Source organism: Thermogutta terrifontis (assembly GCF_002277955.1).
GTDB lineage: Bacteria > Planctomycetota > Planctomycetia > Pirellulales > Thermoguttaceae > Thermogutta > Thermogutta terrifontis.
In genome coordinates this window covers 4,643,671-4,659,618 of the sequence record NZ_CP018477.1, presented here as the reverse complement: position 1 = coordinate 4,659,618, position 15,948 = coordinate 4,643,671, and the positions used below count along the sequence as shown (strand labels likewise).

At 56.9% G+C, this 15,948-nt stretch carries 10 protein-coding genes; 6 read left to right on the top strand and 4 right to left on the bottom strand.

The genetic code is table 11. The features are described from left to right. The first annotated feature begins 15 nt into the window (after positions 1–15). The 3 genes from flgK to THTE_RS17225 all read left to right on the top strand — a co-directional run bounded on the left by flgK (position 16) and on the right by THTE_RS17225 (position 5,613). Entirely contained in the window at positions 16–1,713 is a 1,698-nt protein-coding gene (flgK, locus tag THTE_RS17235) for a flagellar hook-associated protein FlgK (RefSeq protein WP_095416606.1), read from the top strand. An 84-nt stretch (positions 1,714–1,797) separates the two neighbouring features. Next, positions 1,798–4,809 carry a flagellar hook-associated protein FlgL gene (flgL, locus tag THTE_RS17230; protein ID WP_095416605.1) on the top strand — a complete coding sequence of 1,004 codons (3,012 nt, stop codon included), beginning with the start codon at positions 1,798–1,800 and terminating at the stop codon, positions 4,807–4,809. Positions 4,810–5,013: 204 nt separating this feature from the next. Next, complete coding sequence (locus tag THTE_RS17225; RefSeq protein ID WP_095416604.1) at positions 5,014–5,613, top strand: 5-formyltetrahydrofolate cyclo-ligase; 600 nt, start codon at positions 5,014–5,016, stop codon at positions 5,611–5,613. Between the two features lie 142 nt (positions 5,614–5,755). On the opposite strand, the gene THTE_RS17220 is transcribed toward THTE_RS17225, so the two are convergent. Beyond that, entirely contained in the window at positions 5,756–8,521 is a 2,766-nt protein-coding gene (locus THTE_RS17220) for a tetratricopeptide repeat protein (protein ID WP_095416603.1), read from the bottom strand. A 120-nt stretch (positions 8,522–8,641) separates the two neighbouring features. Continuing rightward, entirely contained in the window at positions 8,642–9,325 is a 684-nt protein-coding gene (locus THTE_RS17215) for a helix-turn-helix transcriptional regulator (protein WP_095416602.1), read from the bottom strand. A 425-nt stretch (positions 9,326–9,750) separates the two neighbouring features. Between THTE_RS17215 and trxA the strand changes: the two genes are divergently transcribed. The 3 genes from trxA (at position 9,751) to THTE_RS17200 (ending at position 13,841) form a co-directional block, all read left to right on the top strand. After that, positions 9,751–10,413 carry a thioredoxin gene (trxA, locus tag THTE_RS18595; RefSeq protein ID WP_237260167.1) on the top strand — a complete coding sequence of 221 codons (663 nt, stop codon included), beginning with the start codon at positions 9,751–9,753 and terminating at the stop codon, positions 10,411–10,413. Positions 10,414–11,358: 945 nt separating this feature from the next. Next, positions 11,359–13,059 (top strand): ribulokinase, encoded by a 1,701-nt coding sequence (locus THTE_RS17205; RefSeq protein ID WP_095416601.1) that lies wholly within the window; start codon positions 11,359–11,361, stop codon positions 13,057–13,059. 77 nt (positions 13,060–13,136) lie between these two features. Further along, complete coding sequence (locus tag THTE_RS17200; RefSeq protein ID WP_095416600.1) at positions 13,137–13,841, top strand: class II aldolase/adducin family protein; 705 nt, start codon at positions 13,137–13,139, stop codon at positions 13,839–13,841. 55 nt (positions 13,842–13,896) lie between these two features. Here THTE_RS17200 and THTE_RS17195 read toward each other — a convergent pair whose 3' ends face one another. Together THTE_RS17195 and THTE_RS17190 are read right to left on the bottom strand one after the other, a co-directional pair. Beyond that, a complete protein-coding gene (locus THTE_RS17195; RefSeq protein WP_095416599.1) occupies positions 13,897–14,883 on the bottom strand; it encodes a twin-arginine translocation signal domain-containing protein in 987 nt (328 codons plus the stop codon). A gap of 94 nt (positions 14,884–14,977) precedes the next feature. Continuing rightward, a complete protein-coding gene (locus tag THTE_RS17190; RefSeq protein ID WP_157732207.1) occupies positions 14,978–15,829 on the bottom strand; it encodes a sugar phosphate isomerase/epimerase family protein in 852 nt (283 codons plus the stop codon). Positions 15,830–15,948 lie beyond the last annotated feature (119 nt).

Below are 15,948 nucleotides of genomic sequence, written 5' to 3'. Positions count from 1 at the left end.
GACAGGAAAGACGCAATGTCCCTTTTTAGTGCCATTCGGATGGCCAGCAATACCCTTCGGGCGGACCAGATCGCCCTGCAGGTGGCCGGCCAAAACATCGCCAACGCCGAAACTCCCGGTTACATTCGGGAGGAGGTTATCCTCAAGCCAGCGCCCATCCAGAAGCTGGGGGGGCTCCCCATGGGCCTCGGGGTTGAGGTGGCAGCCGTCATTCAGAAAATCGATCACTTTCTCGAAGAGCGACTGCGGGCGTCTGTGAGTGATCGGGCAGGAGCGGAAGTCCGCGAACAAACGTTCCACCAACTGGAGGGGCTCATCGGGGAGCTGAATGAAACCGACCTCAGCAGCGATCTCACACGTTTTTTCGCCAGTATCTCAGAGATCCTCAATCAGCCAGAGAGCACCTCTGCCAGGAATCTAGCTGTCCTCCAGGGACAGACCCTGACACAGAATATTCGGCGTCTTTATGAACGTGTTAATCAGGTACGCTCCGACCTCAATTCCAGAGTCGACGATATTGCCGATCGCATCAACAAACTTATTGAGGATATTCGGCGACTGAATATTCGCATTGCCGAGACCGAGGGTGGGGACGTTTCCCAGAGCGACGCGGTGGGTCTTCGGGACCAGCGGCTGCAGGACCTGGAAGAGCTGGCCAGCCTCATTGATATTCGCGTTGAGGAACAACCGAGTGGGGGCGTCGCTGTTTATTCCGGCGGTTTCTTTCTGGTCTATGAAGGCACAGCCCGACAGGTCTCAGTAGCTCGGCGGAGCGATCGCGGCCTTGCCATTTCCGAGATTCGCCTGGACGAAACGAACTCGCCTCTGGAAGTGAATTCCGGAGAGTTGCATGGACTTCTGGTTGCGCGCGACAGCATCCTCGGCGGTTTTCTCGACCAGCTCAACGAGTTCAGCGCCGCGCTCATCTCGGGCTTCAATCAGCTGTTTTCCAGTGGGCAGGGGCTCACCGGGTTTTCCACGGTCACCTCCACGAACGCTGTGGTGGCCAGCGATATCCCGCTGGACAGTGCCGGCTTGCCATTTCCCCCTCGCAACGGTTCGTTCCAGATACAGTTGTATAATACACAAACAGGAACAATAAGGACGTACACTATTCGGGTTGATTTATTGGGACATACTCCAAAGACGACACTTCAGGATATTGCCGACCAGATTAATGCCATAGACGGTCTCTCGGCATCGATCGATGCAGGCGGCAGGCTGACGATCCGGTCCACCTCCAGCGATCAGGTCTTCGCATTTGCCAACGACACGAGTGGTCTGCTCGCGGGGCTGGGCATCAACACGTTTTTCACCGGTAGCAACGCCGGGAATATCGGCATCAACCCTGTGGTGGCGAGTGATCCGAGCAAGTTCGCCGCAAGTCGAGGGGGCATTGGTGCGGACACTCAACTCGCAGAAGAACTTGCGGGATTCGGTGACAAACCTCTGGACGATTATGGCGGATTGAGCCTTCACGAACTTTATGATCGAATGGTTGCCGAAGTAACGCAGGGCTCAGCGATCGCCAAAGCAGAGGCCGATTCGGCGAGAACCTTCGAAAATACGCTGCGAGGTCAGAAACTGGCCGTTAGCGGCGTCAACCTCGACGAGGAAGTCGTCAAATTGATTGCTTACCAGCGACAGTTTCAGGTCTCAGCCCGTTTTATTAAAACACTCAACGATTTGATTGAAATTCTGGTGAGTATTTAAATCTGATTAATGGCGTACTGAGTCATATTCACGTACGGGATAGTACCGGAAACACTTTCGAATAGCCATCAGGGCACCACATTTATGAGCGGCGTTAGTGGTGTTCCCACCACCCGAATCACCGATTTATTCGTCCGCCAGCGTCTCCTGCAGCAGATGCAGGCGGATCAGAAGGATATTTTTGAACTTCAGACCCAACTGAGCACAGGCCATCGGTTCAGTGTTCCCAGTGCTGATCCGATTGCCTCTTTGCGGGTCATCGAACTGCAAAGACTTCTGGAGCAGAAAAGTCAGGTCAAGTCCAATCTCGCCACCACGCAGTCGTACCTGGCTGCTTCGGATACGGCTCTCAGCCGGGTTTCAGAAATTGTGGCCGAGGCACGAGCCAATGCCTTGGGCGTGCTCGGCACGACGGCCACCGACGCCCAGCGGGCAGCTGCGGCTCAGCAAATTCAGCAGGCCATTCAGCAGCTTTTGGATGCAGCCAACCAAAAATTCCGCGGACGCTATCTTTTTGCGGGCACAGCCACCGATACAAGACCATTTACACGGGTTGGAAATAACCTTATTCTCTACCAGGGGAATGAGGGTGTCCTAAAATCCTATGTTGATACGGATCTTTTATTCGACAACAATGTTCCTGGCAGTGCGATATTCGGCGCGGTCTCTCAGGTTGTGCAGGGCAGCGCCGATCTCCGTCCGCGGTTGCGGTTCGATACACCGCTTGGCGACCTGCATAACGGGGCGGGTATCGCACTGGGAAGCATCGCCATCTCTGATGGAACCACAACAGCGATCGTCGATCTGAGCAGCGCGCACACAATTGGGGATGTCGCGCTGCTTATTAAACATAATGCGGCGAATATTCCCCTGAATGTAGAGGTGACGGCCACGGGTTTAAAAATCCAGCTTGCCTCCAGCACGGGCGACCTGACCATCCGTGATGTGGGCAGCGGGACCACGGCCAAGCAACTGGGAATCTTTCGCGAGATCGGCGTCGGAACATCGCCAATTGTGGGTAGCGATCTTCAGCCGCGTCTGAGGAACACGACGCGGCTGAGCGATCTACTGGGCACACCGGCGCGGGCCGTTTTGCGTTTTCAGGGAAGTGACAACGACCTCATTCTGGAGGCGGACCGCAACGGCGACGCCTTAAACGGCGTGAAAATACGCCTTGTCGATGATCCCCTGGTCACCGTGGGAAACGAATTGATCGAATATGACGCCGTCAATAAAGAACTCACGATTCGCATCGACGAAACGCACACCAAAGCGGAGGATGTTGTCGCGGCGATCAATGACGCTTATTCAGCCGGTGTGATTCCTTTCTATGCGTTGCTGGATATCACGGATCGGGGCGAATTTCCGGGCCAGGGGTTGGTTTTCCCCACGCCACCGGGCGAATGGGCTGCCGTTACAGAAGGGGGCAGCGGCGAGGATTTTGACCGGAATTCGGGCCTGCAAATTACCAATGGCGGGCGAACCTTTGTTGTTGACTTTTCAGACGCCTACACAATTGAAGATGTAATAAATAAACTGAATAATCCCGAGTATGGATTGATAGCTGAAATTAATAACTCGGGACGGGGGATCAATATCCGATCCCGGGTCAGCGGTGCCGATTTCGCGATTGGAGAGAATGGCGGGAAAACAGCCACCCAACTGGGCGTGCGCACGTTAACCGGGTCCACCCGATTGAGCGAGCTGAACTTTGGACGCGGAGTACACGATTATCAGGAGGTAGGGCAAACTGCGCAGGTTATCTTTAATCCCATTGGCGCGAATAACGCTTTGATATTGCAGGCCAGGGTCCCGGGAGCGGAATGGAATGGATACAAACTGCGTTTCTTCGACACAGGTGGGCCGCCCGGTTCAGAAACGATCAGTTTTGACCCGGTTCAAAAAGAGATCGCGATCGGGATAGTTCCCGGGAGTACAACCGCCCAAAAGATTGTCGAGCTGTTCGCCGCAACGCCTGGCGCGCGGGATTATTTCGATCTCCGGCTTGCCGACGAGAACGGCGCGAATAACGGTTCCGGGCTGTTGAGTATTGGGGAGGTACAGACGAGCGGCGGGAGCGCCGGGGGTGTCGATTTTGTCATCACGCGGGCTGACGGCGTCAAGCTGGAAATTGATATCGCCGGCGCGCAGACGCTCCAGGATATCATCGATCGAATTAATAACCATCCGAGTAATCCACCGCGGGCACCGGGCGAGCCACCCTTGCTGACTGCCCGTCTGGCCAAATATGGCAATGGCATCGAATTGGTGGATGAAAGTGTCGGTCCCGGCGTTCTTACCGTGGAACGGACAAAGTTGAGCACAGCCGCCATCGATTTGGGGCTGATTCCGCCCGGAGCCGAAAGGAGTACGGCCACGAACGCGGGAAGTCGTGGTCAGGTCGTGGTCAATTCGCCGGGAACCAACAACGATTTGATCATTCGTACGCGCGGCTCAACTTCCGAAGCCAACGGGTATCGCGTGATCGTTGAGGACTCTGGCGGCACGCCGGCAAGTTTCAGTTTTGATCCCACTTCAAAGACACTGCGATTTAAGATCCAGCCGGGTGTCACCACGGCCAGCGAACTCATCCAGCTCTTTCAGGCCGATCCGGTCGCACCCCAGATGTTTGAAATGGTCCTCGATGGCCAGGATGGAAATGACGGAAGCGGCACCGTGGCCCTGACCGATCCTCAGAATCCTCCGACTGTCGACGGGGGTGAGGGAGCACGGTTGACCGGGCGGGACGTTCATCCACTTGAAACGGAGGGCATTTTCACCGCCCTCGTGCGGCTTCACAGGGCTCTCATTGAGAACGATGTGAGCGAAGCCCAGCGGGCTGTGGATTTACTCGATCAGTCTGTTCTTAATCTGAATTTTGCCCGGGCGGAACTGGGCGCCAAGCAGCAGGGCCTGGATATTCTTGCCCAGAGGTTGGAAGACGAAAACCTCCAGCTTCAAACAGCTCTTTCCTCGGATTACGATGCCGATCTGGCAGAGGTGATTTCCTCGCTGGTGGCCAAGCAATCGGCGTATCAGGCCGCGCTTCAGGCTACCGCACGAATTTTCCGCATGACCTTGCTGGACTATATTTAATAATTAGTCTGGCACCTCTGGCGATAGACGTTTCGTGCATGGTCCGGTGAAACCAGGCCGTTGCCCGATCCGGCGAAAGGGAGAGGCCCCAGGGTGGTACGGACTTGAGGGGCTATTCGCTCACCGTATCGTGCGGTAGAAATTTCGCTATCAAGACCCCTGCCATAGTAAGCACAACAGCAGCGAAATAAAAGCGACTGAAAAATGGAACCACTCCAAGAAATTCTGGCGAGGAAACAGGAGCTTCGCCGACGACTGCGAGCCGTGCAATCCAGCGTCCCCCAAGAATGGATTGAGGCGGCTTCTCGGCTTGTGGTGAGCCAGTTGAAATCCTTTCCGCCGTTTCGGGCCGCGAACACGGTCATGTGCTTTGTCAGCCTTCCGCGGGAGGTGTGCACCCATGAGTTGCTCCAGGAAATGCGGCGCGAGGCCAAGAACGTTGTGATCCCGTGGTGCGAGAGCACGGAACTCCGATTGTTTCGATTCCGCAACTTCGACGAACTCGTCCCCGGCACGCTTGGTATTTTGGAGCCTGCCGAGTGGTTTCGCACGGCCGTCGATCGCGTGGCAACACCGGAGGAACTGGACGTTGTGCTTGTACCGGGACTCGGTTTCGATCGTCGGGGCGGACGGCTGGGACGGGGAAAAGGGTATTACGACCGCTTTCTCAAACAACTTTCACCGCGTGTTCCCAAGGTCGGGCTGGCTTTTGAATGGCAACTCGTGGAAGAAATTCCCATGCTTCCGCATGATATTCGCATGGACTGGATTGTTACGGAGAAGAATATTTACTCGTGTCACTGACCCCGATTTAACTGTAATTACGACTAAAGTATTTTCCAATTCTTTTTAATCATGTGTTTTCGTTGCAGAGTTTTTGCCGGTCTTGGAAGAGCGGCTCATGACGACGGGGCAGTCTGACTGGGACCAACTTCCAGCGGGCCATTTATTGCAGGTGGGAGCAGCGATCGACAATCTGGCGATAGAAGACGTCCGCTTCCGGGGACGGATACCGTTGACGCAGTTCCTCAGCGATCGACCGAGCGGCGGCACAGCGTTTCAGTTCCACCAGGCACAGGGCATAAGCCTGAAGCAGATCCGGCGTGGGTGTTCCCAGGCGATAAGCGCGTGCGAGATACTCTTCTGCCTGCTCTAGTTTTCCAATTTTTTGCAATGCCAAGCCGGCGTTGTATAAAACCCGAGGTTCAGTCGGCAAAAGTCGTGCGGCTTCGAGCAATTCCGCGGTGGCGTCCAGCATTCGGCCTGGTTGTTCGGCTAGCAGGAGCCCCAACGAATAGTGAATATCGCCCCGATCGGGAAACTTTTCAAGAATAATCCGGAATTCTTTCTCGGCGTCCTCCAACCGTCCCATTTGATAGTAAAGGCGGGCAAGATTGTCGCGGGCGGGCACAAAATCAGGGGCAATGCGGAGGGCTTCGCGATAGTGGTGCTCAGCTTTTTCGAACTCTCCAAGGCGTGCGTAAAACATGGCCAGATTATTCCGCGCTGGGAGAAAATCGGGATCGATTCGCAGAGCCGTCAGATATTCGCGCTCCTGTTCCTGGGGATTGCCGAAGGCTTCCGCGAGGAGGGCAAGGTTCATATGGGCGCCGGGTTGGTCGCCGACAATCTGTTGACTCATGCGATATTCCTGGACCGCCCGATCGAATGCGGTAGCCACCGCAGCAGAAAAGATGTCTCTGGAGAGGTTGATTGCCCAGGGCACCGATTCCACCCTCACTGAGCGGAGCGGATCTCGGAGGAGGTGCTGGACGCGGGGAAAATCTTCCCGGGTGATGGTCAGTTGCTGGAGTGCCCGGGCGGCCGCCAGTCGAACGAGTGGATCTGCGTCGCTTGCCGCGCTCATGATGGCGCCGCGGACGATATCCTGACTGTAATTTCCCAGGAGCAGAACGGCGCTGGCTCGCACCATTCCCGAGAGGTCCTGGCGGCGCGTTATGGCAAGCAGATCCATAATCGCGCTGGGATCACGTTTCCGACCCCGGTCGAACGCATAGGCAAAATGCCCAGGGTCTTTCCGCGGGCCGTACCATTTTTCGATCCATTCTGCCGCCCATTGGGGCGTTTCCCCCTTTTCCGGATCCTGATGGCAGATGTTGCAAGCGTTGGGGATTCCCAGCGTGACGGTGAGGTCGGGTCGGGGAACCCGCAGGCTGTGGTCCCGGCGGGCATCCACGACCATGTATGTCGTTTCCGGCATATGGCAGTCCACGCACCGACTTCCCGGCTTTGTGATGTCGGGATGGTGGTGATGCTGGGGCGTGTCGTACTTGCTGGGCAGATGGCACTGACCGCACAGCCGATTGTCCACGTAGGGCTGGCGGATTTCGCCAGGGGGCACCTTTTCGGCGAATTTGATGCGGCCGGTGTGGGCATCATGACAATCCGTACATCTCACGCCCTTTCTGTACATGAGGCTTTGGGTGAACGACCCGTACTCGTAATCTTCATCGAGGATTTGGCCATCCGCGTAGTACAGATTTCCATCCAGGAATTCGGGCACGTAATAATCCAGAAAGGGCTTTCCCGGCTGGAAATTGGCGGCCACCGGTCGTCTTCGCGCATGGCACGGTGCACAACTATCCACCAGGGTCGTATTGTCGCATCCTTTGGGGGACAGATCGGCCAGGCCGGTGCCGCGTTTGCGATCCCAGAACAGACTCCAGGACTCGGCCAACTGCACGTGGACGCTGGCCGGTCCGTGGCAGGTCTCGCAACTCACATCGATCTCCGACCAGGTGGTGCGATAAGTGTTGGTGTCGGGATCGTAGTTTTTCTGAAGATTGGTGGTGTGGCATTCCGCACACATGTAATTCCAATTCTGGAGCGATCGCGTCCAGTGGAGCGGATCCTGCGACGGCACGGGGTCGCTGGGATAAAGGTGAAACCACCGCCGCGATTTGACATCCCAGGCAAGGGGCAGGCATTGCACACGGCCATCAGGAAACGTGACCAGGTACTGCTGAAGCGGATAAACGCCGAAAACATAGTCCACCTGGAATTCCCGCAGCTTTCCCTCCCGATCGTCAGTGACCACATAATATTTGCCATCGCGGCGGAAAAACTGACTGGTCACAGCCCACGGGGCCTGAACAATGCCAGCCTGTATGAGGTCCCGTGCTGCGTCACCGAGGGCGCGGTGGGCGGTCGTGATATCGCAGGGACGGGCAAAGCTGCGGTACCACTGGACAAGCTCTTCGATTTTCTTGGCTCGCGCGGGTTCCAGCACGGCGAGGATTTTCTTGCGGGATGCTTCGCCGGAAGGAGGAATATACGGCGCAAAAGACTCCGCCGTGTGATGGGCTTCGTAAGGCTGAAGCGCGATGGCGAGCGTCTTGTCGTCCACTCTTGCAAGAATGGCGCGCAGTTCGTCATCCGAAAATTTGTGCAGGTCGCTGAACGCGATATGGGTAAAGGTCGCGTTATTGAAATCGCCGAGGACCGTTTTCTCCGTGGCGTGGTCCATGGCCAGGTCGTGATCGGAGCCTTCCCAGAGCGTGCATTCCCGCTCGTGGCATTTCCAGCAGCTTTGCCGCCCCACGTAGGTGGCCTGGACGGATTCCGGGACCACGATCCACCAGTCGAGAAAGACCCATCCCGCTCCGGCCACGATGACGAGCAGCACTGCCCCGAGGATGACGGATCGCCACCGAACGCGGTTTCGTCTGGTCTGAGAGGGTTGCCGGTCCACTACGCCAGGCCGGTGCTCTGAAGAAGATTTCTGGTGATTCGCGTCCGATGCGGGCTTATGACGGGGGGAACGTTTGAACACAGTGGTTTACAAGGGCGGCGAGAGCATCAGTTGCAACGTTCACTGGGAAGCGGTGTGGCGCTCCTTTTGCGCCCAGTTTTTTTCCACCTCAAACACGCAACACGGTGCCCCATCGTGGCGGCATGCCACCTGACGAATGGGTGCGCCCAGGACTTCCGAGATGATCTCCTGGTCCAGCAGACAGGCCGTTCGATTTTCTTCAAACATGATTATATAGGGGCAACTGCGCTGTCGAAGATAAATTTTTCCGTCTTCCTCCTGCACTTCTGCCAGCACGCCCTCTTCATGGAGGATGCTGACAAGTTGACGGAGGCGATCTTCGGGTTTTTCTCCGGTGATACGCCGCAGGTAATGATTCGCCAGATCTCGGCTGACTCGATCGACGACCTGCCTGACCAACTCTTCTCCGCCGATTTGGCGAATCGCCCGCCAGATTGCTGGCAGAACGAGTTCCTGGTTGCGTGCGAAAAGGAGTGCCAGAGCCGCAGGAGTCGCGGAGTAGACGTGACGAGGTCGGCCTCGTCCGGGAAGCCGCTGCATCTGTCGCTCGACCAACCCGGCGGCGACAAGCTCATTAAGCTGCTCGGTCACCGCGGTTCGCGTCACCTTCATTTCGCGGATGAGATCGGCCACGCTTTTCGGGGAGTTCCCCACCAGCAGCTTGATCACCCGCATGCTCGCCGGGCTGATGTTCACTTTCTCCAGATGGGAAGTATGCCACATAAAAAGGACCCCCTGTAACTTGTTGTCAGTCGTCTTCCGCTTTCTGCTGACGTTTGTTCAGCCCCTCTTGCCGGGCCTCTCAATCATCGTGGCTGTCTTTCAGAGTTAAGGTTAAAACGGGCAGAGTTGCAACTCAGAGTTCGTGCGGCAGGCGCAAACAACCAGCGGAAGCGACGTTCCGAAGCGTCGCGTAAGCCCTAGTTCATCCACCGCTCAGGAGAAGTGGGTCCTCGATACTATTATTGTCACCCATCGCTGGGGGTATCGTCAAGGCTACCCGGGGGCAGGATCCGCTTCATCGCCCCGTTTGCACCGGCCAAGGATCTTCCCGTCCCGATGTAACGAATCGGCGGGGCCGCCCGTCTATATTATTCGGATGCACGTGCACACCAAGGTGGATTTCGAATTGAGACGGAGATTGCCCAATGCTGTCGCGAAATGGATTGCCAGGCTTCCCGAGCGGTCGCTGCTCCCGTGCGAAAACCGTAGTGAACTGGGGGACCATTATCCCCTCTTTATTCCTACTCGTTGTGCTGGTGGGTTGTTCGCAGGGGTTTTTGAGCGGCGTGATCGCGCCCGGCCAGAAGGGAGGTAATGGGTCCATGGAGCAGAGGAACGAGTCCGTCCCCACGCCGGAAAGCGGAGCGGAAAATCGGGTTTCCGTTTCCCAGAACACGGCTTCGGGGAGTGAGGCAAGTTCCACAGCAGAAAACGCGAAAGAAACGTCAAAAGAGAATAAGGAGGTGAAAAGTATGTTTTTCTCCAGCAGCCACACGATTGAACACGTGACCACGGCAGACTTCCAATCCAGGGTGCTTCAGTCGACAAAGCCAGTGCTTGTGGATTTTTACGCGGACTGGTGTCCGCCGTGTCGAATGCTCGCACCTGTTCTCCAGGAAGTGGCCAGGGAAATCGATCACGTGGAGATCGTTAAAGTCAATGTGGACGAAGAACCGCGGTTGGCTTCCCAGTACCGTGTGTCAGCAATCCCCACGCTGATCCTGTTTAAGGACGGGAAGCCCGTGGAACGCATAACGGGTTTTCTCCCTAAACAGGAACTCAAGCAGCTTCTCGCCCAGTACGAATGAACACCCGGGTATCTTTACTTCATGCTTGACCTGCAAGAGCGTGGCGCAAGTTGGGGGCGACCAGCCGGTCGCCCCTGCCATTTTAGTCGGCCGCCCTCGAAGGGATGCGTTTGCCCCCGTCCGCTTTTCCCAGAGGGACATTCTTGTCACGTCTACGTTTGGAGGGACCCGCTTGTCGGGTCCGCCGTTTGACGTTCGGTCATCCATTCCCTTTTTCTCGGGCACGAGAAGCGTGCCCCTCCGACGCTTCGGAGGGACCTGCCTGTCGGGTCCGTTTTTCTCGGAGGGACGTGCTTGTCAGGTCCATATCTCCGGAGGGACCTGCTTGTCAGGTCCGTTTGTCAACGTTCGATCATGGATTCCGTTTCAGCGGGGACCGAAGTCCCGCACTTTATGGAGTGCGGCGATTCATCGCCGCTTTTTAGTGAAGGCTTTAGCCTTCACAACCTTGGCGTTGGCGGTGTTTCGCCACGACCACGAGAGCGCACTGGTAGGGGCAATTCATGAATTGCCCCTACAACGTCGGAGAGACCCGCTTGTCGGGTCCGCCGTTTGACGTTCGGTCATCCATTCCCTTTTCCTCGGGCACGACAAGCGTGCCCCTCCGACGCTCCGGAGGGACCTGCTTGTCAGGTCCGTTTGTCAACGTTCGATCATGGATTCCGTTTCAGCGGGGCTAAAGCCCCGCACTCCATATGGGGAGTCCGCTCTTTTATTGCTCAAGCACATCCCTTCCCGACCGACTTCCTCCGCCATAACGCCCACCCGGTTGCGGATTCGCTTGCCCGTGGGTAGTTTATGGGGAAATTTGCTGTTCGTGGAGTCAGGAAGCAACACACATCTTGTAGCCGGGGTTATCGACGGAGACTTCTGGCAACTGGGTGAGTCGAGGCAGCACGTAGCGTTCTGGCACTTGCTTGTGGACTTGTGGAGGAGCTTGTCGATATGGCCAAACGATTACCCCGTCGGTTCGCGATCGGTGTGGATTACGGAACCAACAGCGTACGGGCATTGGTGGTGGATGTGGAAGACGGGACAGAGGTAGGAACGGCGGTTTTTGAATATCCCAGCGGCGAGCATGGAGTCCTCCTGGATTCCAGGAACCCCAATCTTGCCCGACAGAATCCTGCTGATTATATCGAGGGCTTTTATCGCTGCGTGCGGGCGGCCATTCGCAGCATTCCTAAAAGCGCCGGTTTCGAGCCGGAGAACGTGGTGGGGATCGGCGTGGACACCACGGGATCCACGCCCATTCCTGTGGATGAAAACGGTTGGCCTCTCGCCTTTCAAAAACGATTTGCGAAGAACCTTGCCGCACAGGCCTGGCTGTGGAAAGATCACACCTCCTACGCTGAAGCGGCCGAGATTACCGAGAAGGCCCGGCAAATGGGGCTTCCGTATCTTGCCAAGTGCGGTGGTACGTATAGTTCGGAGTGGTTCTGGTCGAAGATCCTCCACTGTCGTCGGACCAGTCCGGAGGTGTTTGAAGCGGCCTATTCGTGGGTGGAACTCGCCGATTTCATTCCCGGCTGGCTTACCGGCAATCTGAAGCCAGAGACGATTCCACGTTCGATCTGTGCGGCCGGTCACAAGGCGATGTATCATCCCGCTTGGGGAGGGCTGCCGAGTGAGGAATTTTTGGCCAGTCTCGACCCGGAGTTGGTGAAAATTCGGCGGCGATATGCCCCAGAGGCGCTTCCCGCGGACCGCAAGGCCGGAGAGCTTATTCCGGAGATTGCCCGGAAAGTCGGACTCCGGCCCGGAATTCCCGTCGCCGTGGGGGCGTTCGACGCGCACATGGGTGCGGTGGGAGCGGGAATCAAGCCGGGAACTCTCGTCAAAATTATTGGGACGAGCACGTGTGACATGATGGTCGTGCCGATGAATGAGGACCTGCCCGACATCCCCGGGCTGTGCGGCATCGTGCCGCATTCAATTGTTCCCGGCATGTATGGTCTGGAGGCCGGGCAGTCGGCGGTGGGCGACATTTTCAACTGGTTTGTGAAGTACCTGACTCCTGCGCAATATACAGCCAAAGGCGATCCCCACGCGGCGCTTACGCGGGAGGCCGAAAAACTTTTGCCCGGCGAGAGCGGCTTGCTGGCACTGGACTGGAACAACGGAAATCGCACGATCCTGGTGGACCCTCTATTAACCGGTTTGCTGATCGGTCAAACACTTTTGACCACCGCTCCCGAGGTATATCGCGCGCTGGTGGAAGCCACAGCATTCGGCGCGCTGACGATTATCAAGCGATTTGAAGAATACGGTGTAGCGGTGAAAGAGGTCATCAATTGTGGGGGCATTGCCGAGAAAAACCCGTTCGTCATGCAGGTCTATGCCGACGTGTGCAACCGTCCGATGAAGATTAGCCGCTCGGCGCAAACCTGCGCTCTGGGCGCCGCGATTTTTGGAGCTGTTGTGGGAGGAGTCTACAAATCAGTGGAGCAGGCTCAGCGACGGATGACGGGCGTCAAGCCCACAGTTTATCGGCCCCGAAAAGCAGCCGCGGCTATTTATGCCCGCCTCTACGAGCTTTACCGCAAACTGCACGATGCGTTCGGCTTGCCCCATTACGAGACCTCCCTGTACGATGTCATGAAAGCGCTCATTGCTATTCGGAAGGAAGTCCGCAAAGAAGTATGATCAGATCGTAGGCGAAAAAAGACCTTCTGGGACTCCGCTTGTGACAGCGCCCAGGATGGCGGGTAGGAGATCGTGTCATGTCGCTGGAATCACTCCGCGAGGAAGTGTGCCGGGCCAACAAGATGCTTCAACAGTATGGCCTGGTGTGTTTGCACTCGGGCAATGTCAGCGGGCTGGACCGCAGCACAGGCCGGCTCGTCATCAAGCCGTCCGGTGTCGATTACGAAACCCTCACACCGGAGGACCTCGTGGAAGTGGATCTCATCACGGGGAAAATCCTCTCCGGCCACCTGCGGCCAAGCGTCGATTTACCGCACCACCTGTACATTTACCGGAATATGCCGGGGGTGGGAGGGATTGCCCATGCTCACAGCGACTACGCCACCGCCTGGGCCACCGTGGGACGGCCGATCCCACTGTGTCTCACGGAAATTGCCGATTACTTCGGGGCAGAAATCCCATGTGCCCCGTATGTTGACAATGAAGGGGACAATATCGGCCAGGCGATCATTCGGTATCGCAATCGGGCCCCGGCCATCCTGCTGGCAAACCACGGGGCCTTCACGTGGGGTCCCACCGCGATCGATGCCGTGAAGCTTGCGATCGCCCTGGAAGACGTGGCCAAAAAAGCGTTTCTTGCCTGCCAGCTCGGTAAACCTTTGGAAATTCCGCTCGAAGAAGCCCGTAAATGGTACGACAAATACCATCACGGCTACGGCCAGATCGTCCCTCCACGAACGCCCACCACAGTCTCCCGGGGCGGCTCTGGCCCAGGGGCATGATGGAGATTATTTCCTGCCTGGAAAAAACACCTGAGTTGCTCGTCCCAGCAGCCTATCATGCACGCCAGGGCCGGGAGCGGGTTTTCAGCTCACTCAACACTTTGTTCGCAATCTCCACATCAGCGGGGATTTCGAAGTCGAACATCCCGGCCAGGACAAAATCCGCCCCGTTTTCGAACGCGTACCGAAAAGCGGCTTCTGGTGGGATTGCCCCCGCCGCCATCACTTTGAATGCAATCCAGGGTTTCTCCACGTTCTGCATCAGGGCGGCGAGTTCCTCGGGCTTGGAACACCACCGGGAATCGTAATAGAGTTTCACCGATGGGTAATTCTGGCGGTGGAACGTGACAACGTAGAAGTCGTTTGGTAGCCCGGCCTTCTCGCAGTCTGCGACAACCCCCATGCGATGGGCTCCAATTCCCACGGGCAATTGGTGCGATTTAGCGTACTCCAGGGCCTGGGCGAGCAGTTCCATTCGCGGTGCACCGACGCGCTCATCGGCATCCGGCCCGCACACATCATTGAGAAATCCGCAGGCGAAATCGCCTTCCAGACCCGAGATGTACAGCGCATTGGCGCCGGCTTCCACCAGTGCATCGATCTGCTGCTTGAAAGCGTCCATGCCACCGCTCACCAGGGCATGGGCGGTGCACATGATCCATTGCATTTTGCCGCCGCGCTTGCGGTGCTCCTGGAGCACCGCGATGGCCGCCGGTGCATAGTGAATAACAAGCGTGTTGATCCCATGGGCCTCGGCAATGGCGAGCGTCTCGAGGATTTTGGCATCCGTGTTGTAGTGCCGAGCAAGATTGTACACGTAACGTAGATCTCGGCTGTGGGTGAAATGCGTGAGCAGGTTACCGCCGAGGAGGAGTCGGCTGATTTCCAGGTTTTTGATTTTGCCCCGCGGCAGGGTAGCAAGCGAAGAAGGGGGCGGGAGTGTTTCATCGCCACGCGCGGCTGCGGCACCAGCCAGTGACAGTCCCGCCGCTCCTATCACCGCGTGGCCCATAAAACTCCGGCGACTCATGGGACCAAGCATACGTCACCTCCCAATTTTCATCCTGGCAGCGATAAATTGAACAACAGCCTTGTGATGGAGATCCTCGTTTTTGGCGGTCGAATCGCTCTTGCTTTTAGGAATCTGCGACGAGGGGACGCAGAAAATCGACACTTGCTTGCATGAACTCGTCCGTTCCGTAACACTCGATGGACATCACGCCACTCCAGTTAGTCTCCTTGAGGTACTGAATGACGCGTTTAATGTTCTCGGCGTTGACACCACCGCCTACCGGGACGAACGACGTGCCGATTCCTGTGTCGTGACCCCGAGCGGCAACAGCCAGGCTCTCGCTCACATCTTTGATGTGGCAGTGGACGAGGTACGTTCGAAATTCTTTGCAAAACTCCAGGGGATCGTGCCCGGCAATAAAAGTGTTGCCGGTATCCAGATTGAATCGGAGATACTCCGACTGGAAATAATCGAAGAGGCGATGGAGAAACTCAGGGTCGTTGGTGTAAGGACCATGCGGCTCCACTGCCAGGATGACGTTGTAATCTTCCGCCCAGCTCAAACACTGGCGGTAGTTGTCGCATGTAATCCGAAAAACTTCCTCACGAGAAAGGCCGGGGATTTCCACAGCGCCGTCGGTGGTATCGACAATGGGGCAGTCCAGTTCGGCGGCGAATCGAATGGTTTGCTGCACGTAGTGAATTCCGAAAGCGGAGCCCTTGGGCCCCATGAGGGGGTAAGATCCATCGATCTGCGAAACAGACAATCCCTTGGATTCCAGATATCGCCGCAACGCCCGGGGATTACTCTGAAGCGATATGGCGGGGTCGTACCCCATCTCCTGGATGAAATCCTGACCGTTGATGACGGCAAACTCCACATGCTTCAGTCCCAGGGCTGCACCCCGTTCCACGGCGAATTCGAAGCTTTTGCTGAGCGGCCGCCAGTTGTCGGTGTGAAATCCCAACTCGATCACGACGCAACCTCCCGTTTCGTTCCAGTTCCCGCCTTTCGCCTCACCGTCTTTTAAATCCCCGCATCGGGACCCCGCATCCTTTGAATCCGGCCGCCATTGTACCGAGTCAATCCCCCCTT